Source organism: Tateyamaria sp. 7Alg 36 (genome assembly GCF_059882455.1).
In genome coordinates this window covers 243,537-263,673 of record NZ_CM187613.1, presented here as the reverse complement: position 1 = coordinate 263,673, position 20,137 = coordinate 243,537, and the positions used below count along the sequence as shown (strand labels likewise).

21 protein-coding genes are annotated in these 20,137 nt (G+C 61.7%); 10 read left to right on the top strand and 11 right to left on the bottom strand.

Annotation, left to right across the window (positions count from 1 at the left end):
- Positions 1-69: 69 nt before the first annotated feature.
- Complete coding sequence (locus AC6GQJ_RS01270; RefSeq protein ID WP_500770985.1) at positions 70-303, top strand: DUF1127 domain-containing protein; 234 nt, start codon at positions 70-72, stop codon at positions 301-303.
- 72 nt (positions 304-375) lie between these two features.
- Here AC6GQJ_RS01270 and AC6GQJ_RS01265 read toward each other — a convergent pair whose 3' ends face one another.
- A complete protein-coding gene (locus tag AC6GQJ_RS01265) occupies positions 376-807 on the bottom strand; it encodes a PaaI family thioesterase (protein WP_500770984.1) in 432 nt (143 codons plus the stop codon).
- Between the two features lie 57 nt (positions 808-864).
- Here AC6GQJ_RS01265 and AC6GQJ_RS01260 point away from each other — a divergent pair, with 57 nt between their 5' ends.
- The 4 genes from AC6GQJ_RS01260 (at position 865) to gluQRS (ending at position 4,837) form a co-directional block, all read left to right on the top strand.
- Positions 865-1,650 (top strand): enoyl-CoA hydratase, encoded by a 786-nt coding sequence (locus tag AC6GQJ_RS01260; protein ID WP_500770982.1) that lies wholly within the window; start codon positions 865-867, stop codon positions 1,648-1,650.
- Positions 1,651-1,958: 308 nt separating this feature from the next.
- Complete coding sequence (trmFO, locus tag AC6GQJ_RS01255; protein ID WP_500770980.1) at positions 1,959-3,311, top strand: methylenetetrahydrofolate--tRNA-(uracil(54)-C(5))-methyltransferase (FADH(2)-oxidizing) TrmFO; 1,353 nt, start codon at positions 1,959-1,961, stop codon at positions 3,309-3,311.
- 45 nt (positions 3,312-3,356) lie between these two features.
- Positions 3,357-3,962, top strand: a complete 606-nt coding sequence (locus tag AC6GQJ_RS01250; protein ID WP_500770978.1) for a class I SAM-dependent DNA methyltransferase — start codon at positions 3,357-3,359, stop codon at positions 3,960-3,962.
- Positions 3,959-4,837, top strand: a complete 879-nt coding sequence (gene gluQRS / locus AC6GQJ_RS01245; protein ID WP_500770976.1) for a tRNA glutamyl-Q(34) synthetase GluQRS — start codon at positions 3,959-3,961, stop codon at positions 4,835-4,837. Before AC6GQJ_RS01250 ends, gluQRS begins: the two co-directional genes overlap by 4 nt.
- Before the next feature lie 31 nt (positions 4,838-4,868).
- Here the strand turns inward: gluQRS and hisI are convergent, their stop codons facing one another.
- Positions 4,869-5,252, bottom strand: coding sequence for a phosphoribosyl-AMP cyclohydrolase (hisI, locus tag AC6GQJ_RS01240; protein ID WP_500773992.1), 384 nt, complete (start codon positions 5,250-5,252; stop codon positions 4,869-4,871).
- 58 nt (positions 5,253-5,310) lie between these two features.
- On the opposite strand from hisI, the gene AC6GQJ_RS01235 reads away from it, so the two are divergent.
- The gene (locus tag AC6GQJ_RS01235; RefSeq protein WP_500770974.1) at positions 5,311-5,763 is read left to right on the top strand and encodes an iron-sulfur cluster assembly scaffold protein; all 453 of its coding nucleotides are present in this window, start codon (positions 5,311-5,313) and stop codon (positions 5,761-5,763) included.
- A gap of 65 nt (positions 5,764-5,828) precedes the next feature.
- Positions 5,829-7,223 (top strand): methyl-accepting chemotaxis protein, encoded by a 1,395-nt coding sequence (locus AC6GQJ_RS01230; protein ID WP_500770972.1) that lies wholly within the window; start codon positions 5,829-5,831, stop codon positions 7,221-7,223.
- Positions 7,224-7,408: 185 nt separating this feature from the next.
- Here AC6GQJ_RS01230 and AC6GQJ_RS01225 read toward each other — a convergent pair whose 3' ends face one another.
- From AC6GQJ_RS01225 to sciP, 5 genes are all read right to left on the bottom strand, one after another.
- Entirely contained in the window at positions 7,409-7,537 is a 129-nt protein-coding gene (locus tag AC6GQJ_RS01225) for a hypothetical protein (RefSeq protein ID WP_500770970.1), read from the bottom strand.
- Between the two features lie 101 nt (positions 7,538-7,638).
- Positions 7,639-9,726, bottom strand: a complete 2,088-nt coding sequence (gene recG / locus AC6GQJ_RS01220) for an ATP-dependent DNA helicase RecG (RefSeq protein ID WP_500770968.1) — start codon at positions 9,724-9,726, stop codon at positions 7,639-7,641.
- A complete protein-coding gene (gene ligA, locus AC6GQJ_RS01215; protein WP_500770966.1) occupies positions 9,723-11,846 on the bottom strand; it encodes an NAD-dependent DNA ligase LigA in 2,124 nt (707 codons plus the stop codon). Before ligA ends, recG begins: the two co-directional genes overlap by 4 nt.
- A 155-nt stretch (positions 11,847-12,001) precedes the next feature.
- A complete protein-coding gene (ctrA, locus tag AC6GQJ_RS01210) occupies positions 12,002-12,721 on the bottom strand; it encodes a response regulator transcription factor CtrA (RefSeq protein WP_500770964.1) in 720 nt (239 codons plus the stop codon).
- Positions 12,722-12,817: 96 nt separating this feature from the next.
- The gene (gene sciP / locus AC6GQJ_RS01205; protein WP_500770962.1) at positions 12,818-13,096 is read right to left on the bottom strand and encodes a CtrA inhibitor SciP; all 279 of its coding nucleotides are present in this window, start codon (positions 13,094-13,096) and stop codon (positions 12,818-12,820) included.
- Positions 13,097-13,223: 127 nt separating this feature from the next.
- Between sciP and mnmA the strand changes: the two genes are divergently transcribed.
- Together mnmA and AC6GQJ_RS01195 are read left to right on the top strand one after the other, a co-directional pair.
- Entirely contained in the window at positions 13,224-14,363 is a 1,140-nt protein-coding gene (gene mnmA / locus AC6GQJ_RS01200) for a tRNA 2-thiouridine(34) synthase MnmA (protein ID WP_500770960.1), read from the top strand.
- Between the two features lie 107 nt (positions 14,364-14,470).
- The gene (locus AC6GQJ_RS01195) at positions 14,471-15,226 is read left to right on the top strand and encodes an SDR family NAD(P)-dependent oxidoreductase (protein ID WP_500770958.1); all 756 of its coding nucleotides are present in this window, start codon (positions 14,471-14,473) and stop codon (positions 15,224-15,226) included.
- Positions 15,227-15,247: 21 nt separating this feature from the next.
- On the opposite strand, the gene AC6GQJ_RS01190 is transcribed toward AC6GQJ_RS01195, so the two are convergent.
- The 4 genes from AC6GQJ_RS01190 to AC6GQJ_RS01175 form a co-directional block, all read right to left on the bottom strand.
- A complete protein-coding gene (locus tag AC6GQJ_RS01190) occupies positions 15,248-16,234 on the bottom strand; it encodes a hypothetical protein (protein ID WP_500770956.1) in 987 nt (328 codons plus the stop codon).
- A gap of 36 nt (positions 16,235-16,270) precedes the next feature.
- A complete protein-coding gene (locus AC6GQJ_RS01185; RefSeq protein WP_500770954.1) occupies positions 16,271-18,079 on the bottom strand; it encodes an ABC-F family ATP-binding cassette domain-containing protein in 1,809 nt (602 codons plus the stop codon).
- A 112-nt stretch (positions 18,080-18,191) separates the two neighbouring features.
- Complete coding sequence (locus AC6GQJ_RS01180) at positions 18,192-18,914, bottom strand: GNAT family N-acetyltransferase (protein ID WP_500770952.1); 723 nt, start codon at positions 18,912-18,914, stop codon at positions 18,192-18,194.
- Positions 18,915-19,000: 86 nt separating this feature from the next.
- Positions 19,001-19,444 (bottom strand): outer membrane protein assembly factor BamE, encoded by a 444-nt coding sequence (locus AC6GQJ_RS01175; protein ID WP_500770950.1) that lies wholly within the window; start codon positions 19,442-19,444, stop codon positions 19,001-19,003.
- 102 nt (positions 19,445-19,546) lie between these two features.
- Here AC6GQJ_RS01175 and AC6GQJ_RS01170 point away from each other — a divergent pair, with 102 nt between their 5' ends.
- Positions 19,547-20,104 (top strand): YceD family protein, encoded by a 558-nt coding sequence (locus AC6GQJ_RS01170; RefSeq protein WP_500770948.1) that lies wholly within the window; start codon positions 19,547-19,549, stop codon positions 20,102-20,104.
- Positions 20,105-20,137: the final 33 nt, after the last annotated feature.

The following is a 20,137-nucleotide window of genomic DNA, read 5'->3' as shown; positions in this document are numbered from 1 at the left end:
ACTCTCATTGTACCCTAACATCATGGCAAATACGTCATATTGTGTCAATACAATTACAGGAGATTCCCAATGACACTCCACCCGCAGACCCCCGTCCAACACCTCGCTTATCTGTCGGCGCAATCCGCCATGCCAGCGGCCTCGGTGATTGCGGTGCGCGTCGCGGTGGTGATGTCAAAATGGGCCACACGCCGCCGCACGCGGGCAGCACTCAAACAACTGACGAAGGATCAGTTGCGCGATGTGGGACTGACACCCGCCGAGGCTTTCACAGAAGCGCGGCGTGTGTTCTGGCGGGCGTAACATCCCCGTAATGACCGCCAGACCTCTTCCTTTACGGCCGGGTTCGCCCCGGCCGTTTTTTTGTGCGTGCCGTCAGATTTCGACGCCCTTGGGCGGTATGGCATAGGTCAGGCTGGCCCGCGCCACTGGTTTTTCCTGTCCTTCGGAATGTATCAATACATCTGATACGGACAGCTGCTTGCCCAACTTCAACAACCGTGTCTGCGCGATCAGATCGACGCCTGCTGCCGGTTTGCGCATGAAATCTATCGAACAATTCGTCGTCACGGCCAAGGCACGCGGCCCGATATGCGCCAGCGTCACCATATAGGCAGCCACATCGGCCAGCGCGAACATGGATGGCCCCGACACAGTACCACCCGGGCGCAGGTGCCGGTCCTGCACCAGTAACCGCACGGTCACCTCGCCCTCGCGCGCGGCCTCAACATGGAAATCTCCGGCAACTTCCTGAAATACCTGCACCAGAAACCCGTTCATCTGGTCGACGCTCATCACCAATGGCATACTTTTCCTCTCTCCCTCTTTCCCCTAGGCTTTGCGTCAAACGGGAGGGGACGCAAGATGGCAATTCTGGAACAAGAGGCGAAAGGCGCGGTGATGCATCTGCGCATGAACGCGCCCGAGCGGCTGAATGCGCTGAGTGACGAGATGATCGCGGCGCTGCACGGCGCGCTGGACGACATCGCGCAGGATCAAAGCGTACGTGCGGTGATCCTGTCCGGTGCGGGCAAGGCGTTTTGCGCGGGTCACGACCTGAAACAGATGACCGCAGGTCGCCAAAGCGCCGATGGCGGCAGCGCCTATTTCAAAGACCTTTTTGACCGCTGCGCCGCCCTGATGGCCCGCATCCAGTCCCTGCCCCAGCCCGTGATCGCCCAAGTGCACGGCATCGCCACCGCCGCTGGCTGCCAACTGGTGGCGACCTGCGATCTGGCCGTCGCCGCGCAGGGCACGCGGTTCGGGGTCAACGGCGTCAATATTGGGTTGTTCTGTTCGACCCCCATGGTCGCCCTCAGCCGCAATATCCCCCGCAAACAGGCGTTCGAGATGCTGACCACAGGCGACTTCATCGACGCCGAGCGCGCCACCGACCTTGGCCTGATCAATCGCGCCGTGGCCCCCGACGCCCTCGTCGCCGAGGCAGAGGCGCTGGCCACACAGATCGCATCCAAGCTGGGATCCGCCGTGCGCATCGGCAAAGAGGCATTTTACGAGCAACTTCAGATGCCTGTGGCGGACGCCTATGCCTATGCCGGAGAGGTCATGGTCAAAAATATGGCGCATCCCGACACAATTGAGGGCATCGATGCGTTCATCAAAAAGCGTGCGCCAGAGTGGTCGCAATAGGCCTAACCACTTGCATTCTAATTAAATTTTCTACTGTTTCCGAATAGGTGACGCATTATTTCCAAAGAAACACTGGCAACCGTTGCGCGAATAAGGCACAAATAAGACATCGGTACACACCGACAGACGATTTTGGGTCGCCGAATGGCGGAAGGTCCCTCCAGGTCAGATCTCTCTCCTGACCGACCATACCTGCCACGGCGACCCCAAAACGTTCCCCTTTCCCTGACATCCCACCCGACTGCGGCACATGCGCCCGACGCTTTGGCACGCTTGCGCGCTGGCTATGCGTGCACTACATCCGCGCCATGACAGAACAATTACACATCGTCGGCGGCGGCATGGCCGGATCCGAAGCAGCATGGCAAGCCGCCAATATGGGCGTGCAGGTTGTCATCCACGAAATGCGTCCCAAGGTCGGCACCTTTGCCCACCAGACCGGATTGCTGGGCGAGATGGTGTGTTCCAACTCGTTCCGCTCGGACGACAGTGAACAGAATGCCGTGGGGCTGCTGCATTGGGAAATGCGTGCGGCCAACGGGCTGATCATGCAGACGGCGGACAAACACCGCCTGCCTGCCGGTGGCGCACTGGCCGTGGACCGCGACCCCTTTGCCCAGTCGGTGACCGATACGCTGATGGCACACCCAAATATCACCGTCGAATACGGCGAGATCACCGCCCTGCCCGACGATGGCCACTGGATCATCGCAACCGGCCCGCTAACATCCTCTGCCTTGGGGCAGGCGATTGCCGCCGAAACCGGTGCCGAGGCGCTGGCCTTTTTCGACGCCATCGCGCCCATCGTCTATTTCGACAGCATCGACATGAGCAAGGCGTGGATGCAATCGCGCTATGACAAGGGCGAGACCGAGGAAGAGCGCACCGCCTACCTCAACTGCCCGATGGACCGCGACCAATACGAGGCGTTCATCGAAGCGCTGCTGGCTGCGGATAAAACCGAGTTCCACGAGGGCGAAACCGCAGGCTATTTCGACGGCTGCCTGCCGATCGAAGTGATGGCCGAACGAGGGCGCGAAACGCTGCGTTTTGGCCCGATGAAGCCGGTCGGCCTGACCAACCCGCATGCGCCTGACGTGAAACCCCATGCAGTGGTGCAGTTGCGCCGCGACAACAAGCTGGGCACGCTCTATAACATCGTCGGATTCCAAACCAAGATGAAGTATGGCGCGCAAGCTGATGTTTTCAAATCCATTCCTGGACTTGAAAATGCCCGCTTTGCACGTCTGGGTGGCATTCACCGCAACACATTCCTCAACTCGCCAACCCTGCTGACTGGCGACATGCGGCTCAAGTCCCGCCCCAATGTGCGCTTCGCGGGACAGATCACTGGCGTCGAAGGATATGTTGAATCCGCCGCGATGGGCCTGCTTGCGGGCCGGATGGCGGCGACCGAGATCTTGGGCGGCACGCTGGACACCCCACCCGACACCACCGCCATGGGCGCGCTTATCACGCACATCACCGGCGGCGCCGATGCCAAGACTTTCCAGCCCATGAATGTGAATTTCGGCTTGTTCCCTCCGGTCGAGGGCCTCAAGGGCGGACGGCGCGGGCGCAAGGATCGCTACAAAGCCTATACCGACCGCGCTAAGGGCGATTGGCAGGCATGGCTCGCCCCGCAAGCCACCGCCGCCTAAGCGCGCCTCTGGACGCGCGGGGCCACCCCGCGCTACCTTGGGGCCATGACGCAGTTTCTGGATAAGGTCTACAAGGCCCGCGATGCCGCCCAAACCCGCGCCCTCTATGACGATTGGGCAGGCAGCTACGATGCCGAGGTGGACGCCCAAGGTTATGTTACACCGCACCGCTGCGCCGAGGCGCTAAGGAAATACGCGGGCGATCTGACGCTGCCGGTGCTTGATTTCGGCTGCGGCACAGGACTGTCAGGGGTCGCTTTGAAACAGGCGGGTTTCGAGGTGATCGACGGCGTGGACCTTTCGACAGAAATGCTGGCACAAGCGCGCGACAAAGACGTCTATCGCCATCTCGACCGGATTGAGGCTGGCGGCCCGCTGCCCCGCCGCGACTACCGCTTGTGCGCGGCAATCGGTGTGATCGGCGCTGGCGCGGCACCGATCTCGGTCTTCCACGACCTGATGCGTGCCTTGCCCAAGGGCGGAAAGCTGGTGTTTTCCTTCAACGACCACGCCCTTGCCGACCCCGCGAACGAGGCTGCGCTCTCCGAATGGACCGACTGCGGCGCGGCGCATCTGCTGTTCCGCGAAAACGGGGAACACCTGCCAAAAATGAACATGAACGCCACCGTCTATGTGATTGAAAAAGCGTGACCTTCATAACACGCTTCGCGCCTTCCCCGACCGGCCCGCTGCATCTGGGCCACGCCTATTCCGCCGCGCTTGCCTACGACATGGCGCAGGCCGCAGGCGGCACCTTCCTGCTGCGGATCGAGGACATTGACCAAAGCCGCGCGCGCCCCGAATGGGAGGCGCAGATTTACGACGATCTGCTCTGGTTGGGCCTTACTTGGCCCACCCCCGTGCTGCGCCAGTCAGACAACATGAAGGTCTACGCCCAAGCCCTTGATAAATTGTGGAACCTCGGCGTTCTATATCCCTGCACCTGCACACGTCACGATATCAAATCTGCCCTCAGCGCGCCGCAGGAAGGGGCACCGCTACACGGCCCCGACGGGGTGATCTACCCCGGCACCTGTCGCCGCCTCCACCCGCGCACAGGCCCGCGCCCGCCAGACGCGGTGCTGCGCCTCGACATGCGCGCGGCCCTCGCCCTGTGCGTCCGACCGCTCAGCTATACGGAAACCGGCGTAGACCCCGGCCTGATGCACATCACCGACGCAGACACCACAATCGGCGACGTGGTGCTCGCACGCAAAACCATGGGCACGTCCTATCACCTGTCCGTGGTGCTCGACGACGCAGGCCAGAACATCACCCACGTGGTGCGCGGCGCCGACCTCTCGGACGCCACCGGCATTCACGTGATCCTGCAACAGCTGCTTGGCCTGCCCACACCGGTCTACCACCACCACAGGCTGATCCGCGACGGGGCAGGCAAGCGCCTTGCCAAACGCGACGACGCCCGCGCCATCGCCAAATACCGCGCCGAAGGGGTGACACCGGACGATATTCGCGCACGTGCCGGCCTTCCCCCTTCTCTGTTCCAGAAAAATCCTCGGGGGTGAGCGCGCCAGCGCGAGGGGGCAGACAGCCCCCTTACACCATCGGCGCCATCAGCTCGACCTCGGTCCCCTCGGTCACGTCCATATAAAAGCAACTGCGCCGTCCCGTGTGACAGGCCGGTCCGGTCTGGCGCACCTGCATCAGCAGACAATCGCGGTCACAATCGACGCGCAAGGACACCAGTTCCTGCACATGGCCCGAGGTTTCCCCCTTCACCCAATAGGACTGGCGCGAGCGGGACCAATATGTGACGCGCCCCGTTTCCAGCGTGCGTGCGACGGCCTGCGCGTTCATCCACGCCATCATCAGAACCTCGCCACTGTCGCAATCCTGCGCAATGGCGGGGATCAGACCCTGATCGTTATAGTGCAAAGTCGATGGATCAAACGGGGCAGTCATAACAAAACCTTTTTGCATCTTGGGCATGCAGGTTTATGTAAGTCACGAACGCACTCCACACCAGAGCGGAGGGGCCATGCCCGCCGATACCGACCTGATAAAGCTTTACTCGACGCGCATCCTCGCGCTGGCAGCGGACATGCCCCACACCACGCGCCTGTCCGATCCGGATGCCACGGTCAAAAAACGCTCGCCCCTGTGCGGATCAACCGTGACGGTGGATATTGCCGTGGATGACGGGCGCGTCTCGGCCTTCGGGCAGGATGTAAAGGCCTGCGCTTTGGGTCAGGCAGCTGCGGCCGTGACCGGCGATGCGATCATCGGGCGGACCCTCAGCGAAGTTACTCAGGCGCGCGATGCACTGACAGAAATGCTGAAATCCGACGGGCCGGTGCCTGCCGCGCCCTTTGACGGGTTCGAGGTTCTGGAACCCGCGCGCGCGTTCAAGAACCGCCATGCCTCGATCCTGCTGGCGATCGAAGCGACCGCCGAGGCGATGGAACAGGCGCTGCAATCGGATTGCGCATAGCCATTAAACTTTCCTGAAGTTTTCGGTTCTAGGGATAGGCAACCTTCCCTGTCGAAAGCCTCAACATGACGGTACTGCCCCAGTTTGCTGAAAAGCCGGAACTGAACGCGTTGGCGCGTGCGGCATCGAACCTTGGCTATGAAATCGTGGACATTGCCGGTTTTCTTGATCTGGTCGAGGCGCAGGCCCGCGACCAGCGTAACGCCTTGGCCAGCGTGGATCGCGGTGCGTGCGAGATCCAGACCGCCAGCGTAGCGGTACAAACCGCCGCTGCCGACCTTGGCCAAAGCGTCGAGCGTACGGCGCAGGATGTCGACCAGTCCGCCACCTTGGTGCGCGCGCTTGGCGAACAGTCCAACGGCGTGGCGACCTGGGTGCAGGCATTGTCCGAGCGCAGTGGCGAGATTGGCGAGACGCTGCGCGCGGTTAAGGACAACAACGCGCAGATCGCCGCTATTTCGATGCAGGTCAACACATTGGCCATCAATGCCAAAATCGAAGCCGCCCGCGCGGGGGATGCGGGGCGCGGCTTTGCCGTTGTCGCCGAGGCGATTAACGAACTGTCGCGCAAAACCAAGGACGCAGCCAGTCAGATTTCATCGAACATTCAGGCGCTTACCGACTGGATTTCCCTTATGGGGACCGAGGCGCAGGATGTGGCGCTGTCAGCGGCCAACCTGATCGCGCACAGCAAGGATACCGACGACGCCCTGCACCGGATGGAGGCGTCGATCACCCATACCAAGGCCCAAGCGGGCCGGATCACCACCCATTCCGGCACGGTCAGCAACGCAATCAAGGGGTTCACCCCCAGCGTCAAAGGCATCGAAACCAGTATCGAGGAAACGACAAGCGGTATCCAGCAGACGCACAAACGGATCGACCGGCTGATCGACACCTCGGAAACCATCGTGCAAAGCAGTGCAGCATTGGGCGGCATGACCGAGGACGCGCCCTTTATCGCCTATGCCCACGACCGCGCCGCCAGCATCGCCACCGCGATGGAACATGCCGTCGACAGGGGCCAGATCGGCATCGACGCGCTGTTCGACCGCAATTACGTGCCGGTCAAAGGCAGCAATCCGGAACAGTTCACCACCGCCTATTCCGACCTGCTGGACCGGCTGTTGCCGCCCTTGCAGGAACCGGCCCTGTCCTTTGATCCCAAAGTGGTGTTCTGCGCCTGTGTGGATGTGAACGGCTATCTGCCCACGCATAATTTGGTCTTTGCCCAACCGCAGGGGCGCGATCCGGTGTGGAACACGGCAAACTGCCGCAACAGACGGATTTTCAACGACCGTGTGGGCCTGAAGGCGGGACGCAACACTGCGCCTTTCCTCTTACAGGTTTACCGCCGCGACATGGGCGGCGGCGCGTTCAAAATGATGAAAGACATCTCTGCCCCCGTCGTGGTGCACGGGCGCCATTGGGGTGGCTTGCGACTAGCTTACGCGTTTTAGGGCGCAGCCAAAAAAAACGCCGCACATCCAAAAGGATGGCGGCGCAAGGGAACTGTATCTTGCTGGGGACAGACCCTGATCCCCCTAGGCAAAGGGGGCCGTGAGGCGGCAGGCAGAGCCGGTCACGAATGCGCCAATTGGGACGGGCGCGAGGCAGAGGGTCACAGCGAGATCGCAGGCAGAACTCAGATCAGGGCAGGCAGGTGAAGTCCGACAATCAACATCACCGCCAAAGCCGCAGCGCCCACCGCATCTTGAAGCAAGGTCGCTTCGGCGCGGGTGGCAATCGTTTTGATGGTGCGTAAGGTTGTCATCTTGTGTCCTTCCGTTCCTGAGTTGCCTCTTTGTTCTCATATTCTTTATGATCCGTAAAGAACTTTTTAAGAACATTTGTGAACTTATCGGAACAGAACCGCTAACCCACTGAAATCAAACGGATCGCCTCGTCCTGCCGCATGAGCCACAGAAGAACACGGGCGGCCTCGCCCCGCGGGGTGGTCAGGGCCGGATCGTCATTCAGCAGCTTGCGCGCATCACTCTGGGCAATGGCCATCAGGCTCGACTGCCGCTCAAGATCGGCGATGCGAAACCGCGGTACGCCGGATTGCGCCGTGCCGATCAGATCGCCATAGCCGCGCATCTGCAAATCCGTCTCGGCGATGACAAACCCGTCTTCGGTTTCGCGCAGCACCTCAAGCCGCTTCTGACCCGTTTCCGACAGCGGCGCCTGATACATCAGCAAACAGGTCGAGGCCGCATCCCCGCGCCCGACCCGCCCGCGCAACTGGTGCAATTGCGCAAGACCAAAGGTCTCCGCCCGCTCGATCACCATGATCGTGGCGTTGGGCACGTTCACCCCGACTTCGATCACGGTTGTCGCCACCAGCACGCCAGTCTCGCCCGCCTGAAACCGCGCCATCGCGGCGTCCTTTTCCGCCGGTGGCATCTGCCCGTGCACCAGCCCGACGCGCCCCTCGCCCAGCACGGCGCGCAACCGTTTGAACCTGTCCTCGGCTGCCGTCAGATCGACCGCCTCGCTTTCCTCGACCAAGGGGCACACCCAATAGCACTGCCGCCCCTCGTCCATCACAGCGCGCAACCGCGCGACCACCTCGTCCATCCGCCCCGTGCTGACCAGTGCGGTTTTGATCGGTTTCCGACCTGGCGGCTTTTCGTCCAGCACGGACACATCCATGTCGCCATATTGCGCAAGGGCAAGGCTGCGCGGGATCGGCGTGGCGGTCATCACCAGCACATCCGCCGCCGCCCCTTTCTTGCCCAAGGCCATACGCTGCCGCACGCCAAAGCGGTGCTGTTCATCCACGATGGCGAGGCGCAGATCGTGGAATTGCACATCGTCCTGAAACACCGCATGGGTGCCGACCAGAATTTGAATGTCACCACGGGCCAGCGCGGCGAGTTTCGCGCGCCGCTCGGCCCCCTTGTCACGTCCAGTCAACAGTTCCAGCACAACGCCCGCGCTTTCGGCCAAGGGCTGCAACCCTTCCAAATGCTGGCGCGCCAGAATTTCCGTGGGCGCCATCATCACGCCCTGCCCGCCTGCCTCAACCGCGACCAGCAAGGCCATGAACGCGACCAGTGTTTTGCCCGCCCCTACATCGCCCTGCAACAGCCGGTTCATCCGGCGCGGGCGCGCCATATCCGCCGCAATCTCGGCAATGGCACGGTCCTGCGCGCCGGTCGGCTGATAGGGCAAACCGGCGCGCACCTTGGCCTGCAGCAGGCCCGTCGCAACCGACTCGCGCCCTGCCGTTTGCCGTTCGGACGCGCGCGCCAAGGCCAGCGTTAACTGATGCGCTAGAAGTTCATCATACGCCAGCCGCGTGCGCGCCGCGCTGGTTGCGGCCAGATCCTGCTGCCCCTCGGGGGCGTGCGCCTGCGCCATCGCATCGGCAAAACCCGGCCATTCAGCCTGCGCCATCTGGTTCGGATCAATCCATTCGGCACAATCGGGCACACGGGTCAGGGCCGAGCGGGTCGCCTTGAACATCGTCTTCTGCGTGACCCCGCCGGTCAACGGATAAACGGGTTCAAACGGCGGGATCTGGTCGGCATCCTCGACCGGCAGGATATGATCGGGATGGACCATGTTGGCGATGCCATCGAACAGCTCGACCCGCCCCGACACCACCCGTTCGGCCCCCGTTGGCAACACTTTGTTCAGGTAGTCACTGCGCCCGTGAAAGAACACGAGCTGGAACGAGGTCGCGCTGTCCTCCACATGAATGCGGTAGGCCCCGCCCCGCGAGCGTGCGGGATGATGCGCACCGACCGTGATCCGGACCGTGACCGTCGCAGGCAGAGCGGCCCCGTCAATCGTGTCGCGCAAGGTCCGGTCGATGCCGGTATGGGGCAGCGTGTACAGCAGATCGCGCGGCGTGGTGACGCCGATCTGGCCCAGATTCTGCGCTGTTTTCGGGCCGACGCCATCCAGCGTTTCTAGGTCGGCAAACAGCGGAAACAGGATTTCCGGCCGGCTCATGACGCGCCGATCAGGTCCAGCCAGCCATCCTCATCCAGTGTTTCGATGCCCAGCTCGGCCGCCTTTTTGGCTTTGGACCCCGCGCCGGGACCGGCGATCAGGATGTCGGTCTTGGCACTGACCGAGCCGGAGACTTTTGCCCCCAAGGCTTCGGCGCGCGCCTTGGCTTCGGCGCGGGTCATTTTTTCGAGCGTGCCGGTGAACACCACCGTCTTGCCCGCGACGGGGCTGTCAGACGTGTCGGGCGCGGCCACCTCTTCGATGTCGAGATGCGCGACCAGCCGGTCGATGCCGTCGATTTCGCGCGATTGGTTAAACGTGGTTGCGAGCGAGCGCGCCATGACAGCCCCGACACCGTCGATGCCAGTCAGGTCATTCCACGCGGCGTTGCCTTCTTCGGCGGCGCGCATGGCGGTGCTGAACGCGTCCCAACTGCCGTAGTGGCCCGCCAAAAGGTTCGCGCCCGCTTCGCCCACGTGGCGGATGCCGAGGGCGAAAATGACGCGGCCAAGGCCGATGTTGCGGCGCTGGTCGATGGCATCAAACAGGTTGGCGGCGGATTTCTCGCCCCAGCCCTCGCGGTTTTTCAACTGCTGCATGCCGCTGCCGAACCGGTCGCGCAGGGTAAAAATGTCGGCAGGCTCTGCGATCCAGCCGTCGCCGTAGAATTGTTCGACCTGCTTTGCGCCAAGCCCGTCGATATCAAAGGCCGAGCGTCCGACAAAATATTTCAACTTCTCAACAGCTTGCGCGGGGCAAATCAGGCCGCCGGTACAGCGGCGCACTGCATCACCCGCCTCGCGCACTGCGTCGCTGCCGCATTCGGGGCATTCGCGGGGCATTTCGAACGGGACGGACCCTTCGGGGCGTTTGGTCAGATCGACATCCGCGACCTTCGGAATGACGTCGCCCGCACGATAGACCTGCACCCAGTCGCCGACGCGGATGTCCTTGCCGTCGCGGATCGCCTCGCCCTTGTTATCGCGCCCCGCGATGTAATCCTCGTTGTGCAAGGTGGCGTTCGACACCACCACGCCGCCGACTGTCACCGGCGTCAGACGGGCCACTGGAGACAAGGCGCCGGTGCGGCCGACCTGAATGTCGATGGCTTCGAGGTGGGTCCATGCCAGTTCGGCGGGGAATTTATGCGCAATCGCCCATCGCGGCGTGGTCGATCGGAAGCCGAGACGTCCCTGCAGGGCAAGGTTGTTCACCTTGTAGACGACGCCGTCGATGTCATAGCCGAGGTCGGCGCGCTGCTGTTCGATGGTACGGTAATGAGCGACCATTTCTTCGGGTCCGTCGCACAGGCGGGTCAGCGGATTGGTCTGAAAGCCGAGCGTTTCCAGCCGGTTGATCGCGCCCATCTGCGTATCGGCCAGCGGCTCGGACAAGGCACCCCACGCATATGCGAAGAACCGCAGAGGACGTGCGCGGGTGATTTCGGCATCGAGTTGGCGCAGCGATCCCGCCGCCGCATTGCGCGGGTTGGCAAAGGGTTTCTGCCCATGCGCCTCTTGCCGCGCGTTCAGGGCGGCGAAATCGGCGTGGGACATGTAGACCTCGCCGCGCACTTCGAGGATCTCGGGCGCACCGGTAATGGTCTGAGGAATGTCGTCGATGGTGCGCGCGTTGGCGGTTACGTTCTCGCCCACCGCACCATCACCACGGGTGGCAGCCTGCACCAGCGTGCCGTTTTCATAGCGCAGGGACAGGGACAGCCCGTCAATCTTGGGCTCGGCCGTATAGTTCAGCGCGGCATCAGCGCCAAGGCCCAGATATTTGCGGATGCGCCCGTCGAAATCGGTGACATCCTCATCCGCGAACGCATTGGCCAACGACAGCATCGCGACCGCGTGGGTGGTTTTGGAAAACCCTTCGGCGGGTGCAGCGCCCACCTGATCGGACGGGCTGTCCTCGCGCTTGAGGTCTGGGAAGCGCGCTTCGATCTCGGCATTGCGCCGTTTGGCGGAGTCATAGTCCGCATCCGACATGTCGGGGGCATCGTCGGTGTGATAGGCGCGGTTTGCCCGCGCAAGCACCTCGGCCAGACGCTCAAGCTCTTTTGCCGCTTCGGCCGGTGACAAATCTGCAATGGCTGTATTGGCGCTCACGTTCATCCCCGTGTTGATCTGTCAAAGAGATAAAAGCGTACCCGCGCAGGGTCCACCCATAGATCGCATTGATGCGCGCAATGTTTGGTGACCGGACAGTAAAAAGCCGACGCGGCACAGGGCAGCGTCGGCTTTTTCAAAGTGGAGAGTATCAGGCCCGCTCAGGCGCCGATGGCCAGCCGTTCCGGATCGCTTTGCTGCATCGGTTCGGGATCGCGCAGCACATATCCCCGCCCCCAGACGGTTTCGATATGGTTCTGGCCGCCGGTGGCATTGCTAAGCTTTTTACGCAGCTTGCAGATAAATACATCGATGATTTTCAATTCGGGTTCGTCCATGCCGCCATAAAGATGGTTGAGGAACATTTCCTTTGTCAACGTGGTGCCTTTGCGCAGGGAAAGCAGTTCAAGCATCTGGTATTCCTTGCCCGTCAGATGCACCGTCTTTTTGTCAACGCTAACGGTTTTGGCATCCAGATTGACAGAAACCGAACCGGTATTGATGACCGATTGCGAATGCCCTTTTGACCGGCGGATGATTGCGTGGATGCGGGCCACCAGTTCCTCGCGATGGAACGGTTTGGTCAGGTAGTCGTCCGCGCCGAAACCGAAGCCCTTGATCTTGTTTTCAGTGTCATCCGCGCCAGAGAGGATCAGGATGGGCGTTTCCACCCGAGCCAGCCTCAATTGGCGCAGCACCTCGTGCCCGTTCATATCCGGCAGGTCGAGGTCCAGCAGGATCAGATCGTAATCATAGAGTTTCGCCAGATCGATGCCTTCTTCCCCCAAATCTGTCGCATATACGTTCAGATTCGCATGGGTCAGCATTAATTCGATACTTTTGGATGTCGTCGGATCGTCTTCTACAAGCAGCACACGCATTAAATCGCTCTCCACATTCAAATAGTCTGGTTAAATTAAACGTGAACGGAAAAGGTTAACCACACGTTACCCGTGACACTTTAATAGGTGAACAACCTAAAGTTGTCTATATCTTTGCACGGCTGTCGCCTTTAATGCGTCCTCTCCGTGATCGGAGACCGCCCGCGTCCATGCCAGAAACTCCTCTTCGCTTAACCCATAGCGGTCAAGCGCCTCTTCCTGCGACAGCAGGCCATATAGCACACCGCGCACCACTGCCGCCTTGCGCGAGGCGACCCACCTTCGCGTCGTGGCAGGCGGCAAATCGGCCCGCGTCAACACCGTGCCATCCGGCAAAGTGACCGCGCGCGGACCATCCACTTTCTTCAGATACATCGCACCGCTCTTCATATAGTTGCACGGTCAACATCGCTGGGGGCCTTTAATGACGGGTTAAACCGCCCCTTGAGACTATTTCGCATTTTCATATATATGCGTTGATCCTGCCATCGGAGATGCCCCCATGCTTGACCATTCCGGTCCGCTCAATTCGCTCGGCTTTGCAAAAGCCCCAGAAGACACACGCGTGGTCGTTGCCATGTCCGGCGGCGTCGACAGCTCGGTTGTGGCGGCCGAATTGAAGGCGCAAGGCTATGACGTGGTGGGCGTGACGCTCCAGCTCTATGACCACGGCGCGGCCTTGGCCAAAAAGGGCGCGTGCTGTGCGGGGATCGACATCCATGATGCGCGCCGCGTGGCCGAGGAAATGGGCTTTCCCCATTACGTCCTCGACTATGAAAATGTGTTCAAGGACGCGGTGATAGACGAATTTGCCGACAGCTATCTGGGGGGCGCGACCCCCGTGCCCTGCATCCGCTGCAACGAGCGGGTGAAGTTCAAGGATCTGCTTGAAACCGCCAAGGATCTTGAGGCGGATTGCATGGCCACGGGCCACTATATCCAGCGCAAGACCGGCGAATTCGGCCCTGAACTACACAGCGCCGCCGACGCCAACCGCGACCAGAGCTATTTCCTGTTCTCGACCACGCCGGACCAGCTGGACTATCTGCGATTCCCTCTGGGCCATTTGCCGTCCAAGGACGACACGCGCGCCCTCGCGGCGAAATACGGGCTGAGCGTGGCGGACAAGCCCGACAGTCAGGACATCTGCTTTGTGCCCAATGGCGATTATGCCGCCGTGATCCGCAAATTGCGCCCCGAGGCCGCGGCCCCCGGTGACATCGTGGACACCGAAGGGCGTGTGCTGGCGCAGCATGATGGCGTGATCAACTATACCATCGGGCAGCGGCGCGGGCTGGGCATCGGCGGGCTGGCCGATCCGCTCTATGTGGTCAAGCTGGACGCGGATGCGCGGCAGGTCATTGTCGGCCCCAAGGACATGCTGGCCACCCGCACCGTGCCGGTGCGCGAGGTTAACTGGCTGGGCGATGCCCCCTTCGACAGCCGTGACGAGTGGCATGTCGCGGTCAAGGTCCGCTCGACCCGCCCGCCGACCGACGCCGTGATTCGTCCGATCAGCGCGACCGAAGCCACGGTCGAACTGGTCGCTGCCGAGGCGGGCGTTTCCCCCGGACAGGCGTGCGTCTTTTATGACCGCGACAGCAGCCGCATCTATGGCGGCGGGTGGATCCACAAGGGGTAACCACCCCCGCCCACACGCCCTGCCCCGTGGCTGGTCCCGCGCCTTGCCATGCGCCGCGCCCTAGGCTTAGGTGTCGCGGAACAAAGCAATCGCACAGGGCCATACCAATGAAACTCAACACAACTCTAGCGGTCGTTACAGGCGCGGCCTCCGGCTTGGGCGAGGCAACGGCCCGCCATTTCGCGTCCCAAGGGGCGACGGTCACAATTCTGGACCGCGATGCGACACGCGGCCCGCAGGTTGCCGCCGAGATCGGCGGTCACTTTGCCGAAACGGACGTAACGGACGAGGCATCGGTACAGGCCGCCATCGACCTCGCGGTCGAGAAGATGGGCGGGATTAACGCGGCAGTTAACTGTGCAGGTATCGCGCTCGGCATCAAGACCGTGGGCCGCGACGGCCCGCACCCCCTGTCAGCGTTCCAAAAAACCATCGATATCAACCTTGTGGGCAGTTTCAACGTCGCACGCCTTGCCGCGGCGGCCATGGGCGCAAACGCCCCCGAACCCGATGGCGCACGCGGTGTCATCATCAACACGGCCTCGGTCGCAGCCTTTGACGGGCAAAAGGGGCAAGCGGCCTATGCAGCCTCCAAAGGCGGGATCGTGGGTATGACCCTGCCCATGGCCCGCGATCTGGCCAGCACCGGCGTGCGAGTCATGACCATCGCGCCCGGTATTTTCCGCACGCCGATGCTTGCGGGCCTGTCCGAAGAGATCCAAGCCCAACTGGCCGCAGATGTACCCAACCCGCCACGGCTTGGCGATCCTGACGAATACGCGCGCCTAGCGGGCTTCATCGTCGAGATGGGATATCTGAATGGCGAGGTTATCCGCCTCGACGGCGCGCTGCGCATGCGCTGAGTTTTGGGGTGATCCGCGCCGCTAGGAAAGCGCGCCGATCACCTCGTCCCACTGATCGACCATGCCGAAATGCGACCGCGCCGCGCAGGCATTGGCGAACTGGACCGCGTATTTCTTGCGGATTTCCGCCATCATCTCGTCATTGGCCGTGTAGAAATTTAGGAACATATTGGCGCGCATCATATCCGCCGTGTCCGCGCCGAACAGCCGCTCCAGATCGGGCGAGACGTCGTTGTCCAGATAGGTGATGGCCCCGCGATAATCGCCATAGTCTTCCACGTTGCCCATCTCGCCCGCATATTCGATGGGCTGCACCCCGACCGACGCGACGGCATAGCGCCCGACGCCGCGCTTTTCGATCCGGTCCGCTTCCTCCATCACATAGCGATAGGCGTGCAATTGTGTGGGCGACAGGTCTTGGATCCGCGCCACGATACGATCCACAATCTCGGTCTTGGCCGCATCACTTGCCCCGTCCCCGTCAAAGCGGATGCCGCCCACCTGAATGGTTTTCGCCGCCTGCGTCTTATCGGGTTTCGGTCGCGCGGTCTTGGCCTTGGGTGTCACGCGGCGCGGCGCGACCTTGGCACCGGAGATTGCGGTATCGACCACATTGTTCAACTGTTCTTCGAAAGACGCACGCCAGCCCTCAGTGTCCGACGCGATCTTCAGGTCGCGGATCAAAACGGCAGTGCCGCCATCGGACATCTTCGCGAAGAACACGGAATAGGACACCCCGTTCACCAGAACATGGGTCGAGGCCGCCGCTGCATCGGTCGCCTGTGCACCTTTGGCCACGCAATAGGATCGCGCCGCCTCGAAATACAACTCGGGGAACTTCGCGCTTTCCCGTCCCGCAGCCACCATCGCCGCCACACGGCTTTCCACCGCATCGGCGCGGCGGCTCTTGCGCGAGGCGATCAGATAGATCCCAAGCCCCAGCAGACCCAGCCACGCCACCGGAAAGATAAAGCCGACGATCAGCAGAATAACGGCAATGATAAGCATGGAAAAAACCTTAAGAAATCGGATGAAGCAGCGTGCCTACCCGCCCGCTTTTTCTTCAAGCGCGATCCATTCTTCTTCGGCATCATCCAGTCGGGCCTGCCGTTCAATCAGCGCATCGGTGGCTTTCTGGAACTTCACCGGATTCTCGGTGAACAGATCCGGATCGCTCATCAACTCCTGAAGCTTTACAATCTCCGCCTCAAGCCGTTCCATCACCGATGGAAGCTCTTCCAAACGGTGTTTTTCGGTAAATGACAGGCCAGTTTTGCTGTTGGACTGGGGCTTTGACTTCCCACTGGAAGCCTTTGATTTCGCAGCCTCTTCCTTCACCGAATCGGGACGGCGTTGGGATTGGTAATCGCTCCACCCGCCCGCATAGGCCGTGGCGCGCCCGTCACCTTCCATGGCGATGGTGGTCACGGTCACACGGTCCAGAAAGTCACGGTCGTGGCTCACCAGCATCACGGTCCCATCATACTGGTCGATCAGATCCTGCAACAGGTCCAGCGTTTCCACATCCAGATCGTTGGTCGGTTCGTCCAGCACCAGAAGGTTGGAAGGCTTGGCCATGATCTTGGCCAGCAGCAACCGCGCCTTTTCCCCGCCCGACAGCGACCGGATCGGCGCGCGCGCCTGCGCTTCGTCAAACAGGAATTCCTTGAGGTATCCGACAACATGTTTGGGCATGCCGCGCACCATGACCTGATCGGCCTTGCCGCTGACCCGCATGTCCGGATCGCCGGTCAGGCTGTCCCAAAGCGTCATGTCGGGATCAAGCTGCGCACGCGTCTGGTCAAACAGCGCGATTTCCAGATTGGTGCCAAGGGTCACGTTCCCACTATCCGGTGCCTCGCGCCCGATCAGCATGTTCAGCAGCGTCGTCTTGCCCACCCCGTTCGGCCCGACAAAGGCGATGCGGTCACCGCGCTGGATGGTCAGGGAAAACGGCTCGACAATCACCTTGTCGCCAAATGCCTTGGCGACGTCCTTGACCTCGATCACCTTGCGGCCCGATTTGGGCCCCTGCTCGAACGCCATGGCGGCAGTGCCCTGACGGCTGATTTGGGCCGAGCGTTCGGCGCGCAACTCTTGCAAAGCGCGCACGCGGCCTTGGTTGCGCTTGCGCCGTGCACTGATCCCCTCGACCGCCCAACGGGCCTCGGCCTTGATCTTGCGGTTCAGCTTGTGGCGCTGCATGTCCTCTTCGTCCCACGTGGCATCGCGCCACGCTTCGAAGGCCTCGAACCCCTTGTCCTGACGGCGCACCATGCCACGGTCGATCCACAAGGTCGCCCGCGCCAGCGCGCGCAAGAAGGCGCGGTCGTGGCTGATCAGCACAAAACCGGCACGGGTAGATTTCAACTCCGATTCCAGCCAGCCGATCGCCTCGATATCCAGATGGTTCGTCGGCTCGTCCAGCAACATCAGATCAGGTGCCTGCGCCATTAACCGCGCAAGGGCCGCACGGCGGCGCTCGCCGCCGGATGCGGTCGAAACAAGCCGCGCAGGATCGAATTTCAACCCCTCGCCCGCGCGCTCGACCTTGTACTGGTCCGACGCGTCCAACCCGTGCAGCGCGAAATCCCCAAGCGTCGCAAACCCCTTCATATCAGGGTCTTGCTCCATATAGCCGACGGACACACCCGGCCCCGCGACAACCTCGCCGCTGTCGGCCTCGACCAGTCCGGCCATCACCTTCATTAAGGTGGACTTGCCCGACCCGTTACGCCCCACAAGGGCCACGCGGTCGCTGGGCTGGACCACCAAAGACAGGTCGTCAAAAACAGGATCTCCCCCGAAGGTGAGGGAGATATCGGAAAGCTGCAAAAGGGGTATACGTGCCATGAACGCCAGCTATGCGCTTGCCCGCACGGCGTCAACTACGCGCGCTTGCCCCACCCTTCTTTTGGCTAAAAATACTGCGGGGAGCCCGAGGGGCTGGCCCCTCGGTCCCGTCCTATCCGGCCACGGCCCTGAGCAGCCGCTTGCGCGCTGGCGGAATGGCCCCGATCTCGACCCCCGTAAACACATGCAGCGTGTTCATCTGGGCATCCACCACCGCATGGTCGCTGACCCAGCCGCCCATCATCAGATAGGTGCGCAGCAGCGGCGGCATGCGCATCATGGCCTTCTTGGCATCCGGCTTGCGACGCAGGCGGGCGGCGAACTTGAACACATGGGGCGACTTGATCTGCGGCAACCAGCGTTTCGGCGCCAGATGGCGCGCCTTGAGCATGGCGAACGCGTCCAGATACTCGCGCGTTTCAGTCCCTGCGAAGGACGAACAGCCAAACAGTAATGCGACGTCGTTCTCGTCCACATAGGCGGTCATGGCCCCCCACGCGACACGCAGGATGTCGGGATCGCTAGCCTCGGGGTCCACGCAGAAACGGCCCATCTCGACCATATTGCCGTCATAGCCCGCCAGCGCATCAAGGGCGTAATACTGCGCGGAATAGCTGCGAGAAATCTCGCCCCCCGACAAGGGCATCATGCGAAAACAACACACCAGCACATCGTCATCGCGCCGGTGCACGAGGATATGATCGCATAAAGGGTCAAATGCATCCCCGTCACGGGATAGTCCGAAACAGCGTGCGCGCAGGCGCAGCGCTGTTTCGATATCTTCAGGTGTCTGGGCAACGCTGGCCCTGTACCGCCCGCGCTCAAGACCGATCATCTCAACATTCCTTGCACGGCGACGGGCCCTCTCGCACTGGAAACTGTCACAGCACTAGCACACCTGATGTGACGCGCCTGTGACGATCAACCGCCGCCAAAGTCGGGACCGATGCGCCCGATATTGCCCAACAGTTGCTTGAGGAAGCTCACATTGGCAACATTGCTGTCGGTGACACGACGCGACAGGGTTACAACGCGGCCATCTTCCAGCCCGAAGCTTTCGATGTTGCTCAGCACCCCTTGGCTGTCAAAGCTGATGGCCAGTACCTGACGGTCGATTACTTGCGGGCGACGCGGCCCAAAGCTTTTGACCACGCTGCGCACATAATAATAATCGCCACCTTCCAGCACACCACCGGCGGTGGGCGGGCCGACGACATCCTCGACGCTGGCGCGCGTATCGATTCCGACGACGAGTTCCTGTAGGTCTTCCTCGGGCGGGATATAGCCGTGATTGCGGAATGTCGGCGTACAGGCTGTCGCCGCAAAGGCGCAAAACGCCACGATTGTTAATGCCAAGGTCCGCATTCGGCCCCCCTTTTATGCGCCGCCCCTTGCTGTTGGAGCGTGGTGCTTTTATCTCGACTTACTCAAGGTTTGCCCTCGGTTCAAGAAACGAAAGCAAAAGCTATGTCCAAGACACGTCCCTCCCGATCCGCATTTCGGGTTGCCGACCTCGCTCAGAATGCGTCGACGGGCTTTGAAATAACGCCCGACCAGTCGACAATGCAGGCGATTGCGCAGGAACTCGACCTCACAGGGCTGCGCAAGTTGCGCTTTGTCGGAGAGGTGCGCGCCCATGGCCGCGCCGACTGGATCCTGCTCGGAGAGTTGGGCGCGACTGTGACCCAGCCGTGCAGCGTGACACTACAACCTGTCACCACGCGCATTGATGTGCCGGTGCGGCGCGTCTTTGTGCGCGATTTTGTGCAGGACTTTGACGAACCCGAGATCGAGATGCCCGAGGATGACGAGGTCGAACCGCTTGGCGCATGGATCGACCCCGACGCCGTGATGATCGAGGCGCTGTCGCTGGCCACGCCCGACTATCCCCGCGCCGAAGGCGTGTCGCTTGGCGAAACCGTGCTGACCGAACCGGGCAAGGCGGCAATGACCGCCGAGGCCGCCCGCCCCTTTGCAGGGCTTGCGGACCTCAAGCAAAAGCTCGAAGATGGGGATGACGATTAACAGCGGATGTGATTTGCGCTTGCGCAGCGAATT

What these genes read in the sequence shown, in the direction of transcription:
- AC6GQJ_RS01270 (WP_500770985.1), top strand. Translation starts at nt 70, where the DNA reads ATGACACTCCACCCGCAGACCCCCGTCCAACACCTCGCTTATCTGTCG.
- AC6GQJ_RS01265 (WP_500770984.1), bottom strand. Translation starts at nt 807, where the DNA reads ATGCCATTGGTGATGAGCGTCGACCAGATGAACGGGTTTCTGGTGCAG.
- AC6GQJ_RS01260 (WP_500770982.1), top strand. Translation starts at nt 865, where the DNA reads ATGGCAATTCTGGAACAAGAGGCGAAAGGCGCGGTGATGCATCTGCGC.
- trmFO (WP_500770980.1), top strand. Translation starts at nt 1,959, where the DNA reads ATGACAGAACAATTACACATCGTCGGCGGCGGCATGGCCGGATCCGAA.
- AC6GQJ_RS01250 (WP_500770978.1), top strand. Translation starts at nt 3,357, where the DNA reads ATGACGCAGTTTCTGGATAAGGTCTACAAGGCCCGCGATGCCGCCCAA.
- hisI (WP_500773992.1), bottom strand. Translation starts at nt 5,252, where the DNA reads ATGCAAAAAGGTTTTGTTATGACTGCCCCGTTTGATCCATCGACTTTG.
- AC6GQJ_RS01235 (WP_500770974.1), top strand. Translation starts at nt 5,311, where the DNA reads ATGCCCGCCGATACCGACCTGATAAAGCTTTACTCGACGCGCATCCTC.
- AC6GQJ_RS01230 (WP_500770972.1), top strand. Translation starts at nt 5,829, where the DNA reads ATGACGGTACTGCCCCAGTTTGCTGAAAAGCCGGAACTGAACGCGTTG.
- AC6GQJ_RS01225 (WP_500770970.1), bottom strand. Translation starts at nt 7,537, where the DNA reads ATGACAACCTTACGCACCATCAAAACGATTGCCACCCGCGCCGAAGCG.
- recG (WP_500770968.1), bottom strand. Translation starts at nt 9,726, where the DNA reads ATGAGCCGGCCGGAAATCCTGTTTCCGCTGTTTGCCGACCTAGAAACG.
- ligA (WP_500770966.1), bottom strand. Translation starts at nt 11,846, where the DNA reads ATGAACGTGAGCGCCAATACAGCCATTGCAGATTTGTCACCGGCCGAA.
- ctrA (WP_500770964.1), bottom strand. Translation starts at nt 12,721, where the DNA reads ATGCGTGTGCTGCTTGTAGAAGACGATCCGACGACATCCAAAAGTATC.
- sciP (WP_500770962.1), bottom strand. Translation starts at nt 13,096, where the DNA reads ATGTATCTGAAGAAAGTGGATGGTCCGCGCGCGGTCACTTTGCCGGAT.
- mnmA (WP_500770960.1), top strand. Translation starts at nt 13,224, where the DNA reads ATGCTTGACCATTCCGGTCCGCTCAATTCGCTCGGCTTTGCAAAAGCC.
- AC6GQJ_RS01195 (WP_500770958.1), top strand. Translation starts at nt 14,471, where the DNA reads ATGAAACTCAACACAACTCTAGCGGTCGTTACAGGCGCGGCCTCCGGC.
- AC6GQJ_RS01190 (WP_500770956.1), bottom strand. Translation starts at nt 16,234, where the DNA reads ATGCTTATCATTGCCGTTATTCTGCTGATCGTCGGCTTTATCTTTCCG.
- AC6GQJ_RS01185 (WP_500770954.1), bottom strand. Translation starts at nt 18,079, where the DNA reads ATGGCACGTATACCCCTTTTGCAGCTTTCCGATATCTCCCTCACCTTC.
- AC6GQJ_RS01180 (WP_500770952.1), bottom strand. Translation starts at nt 18,914, where the DNA reads ATGATCGGTCTTGAGCGCGGGCGGTACAGGGCCAGCGTTGCCCAGACA.
- AC6GQJ_RS01175 (WP_500770950.1), bottom strand. Translation starts at nt 19,444, where the DNA reads ATGCGGACCTTGGCATTAACAATCGTGGCGTTTTGCGCCTTTGCGGCG.
- AC6GQJ_RS01170 (WP_500770948.1), top strand. Translation starts at nt 19,547, where the DNA reads ATGTCCAAGACACGTCCCTCCCGATCCGCATTTCGGGTTGCCGACCTC.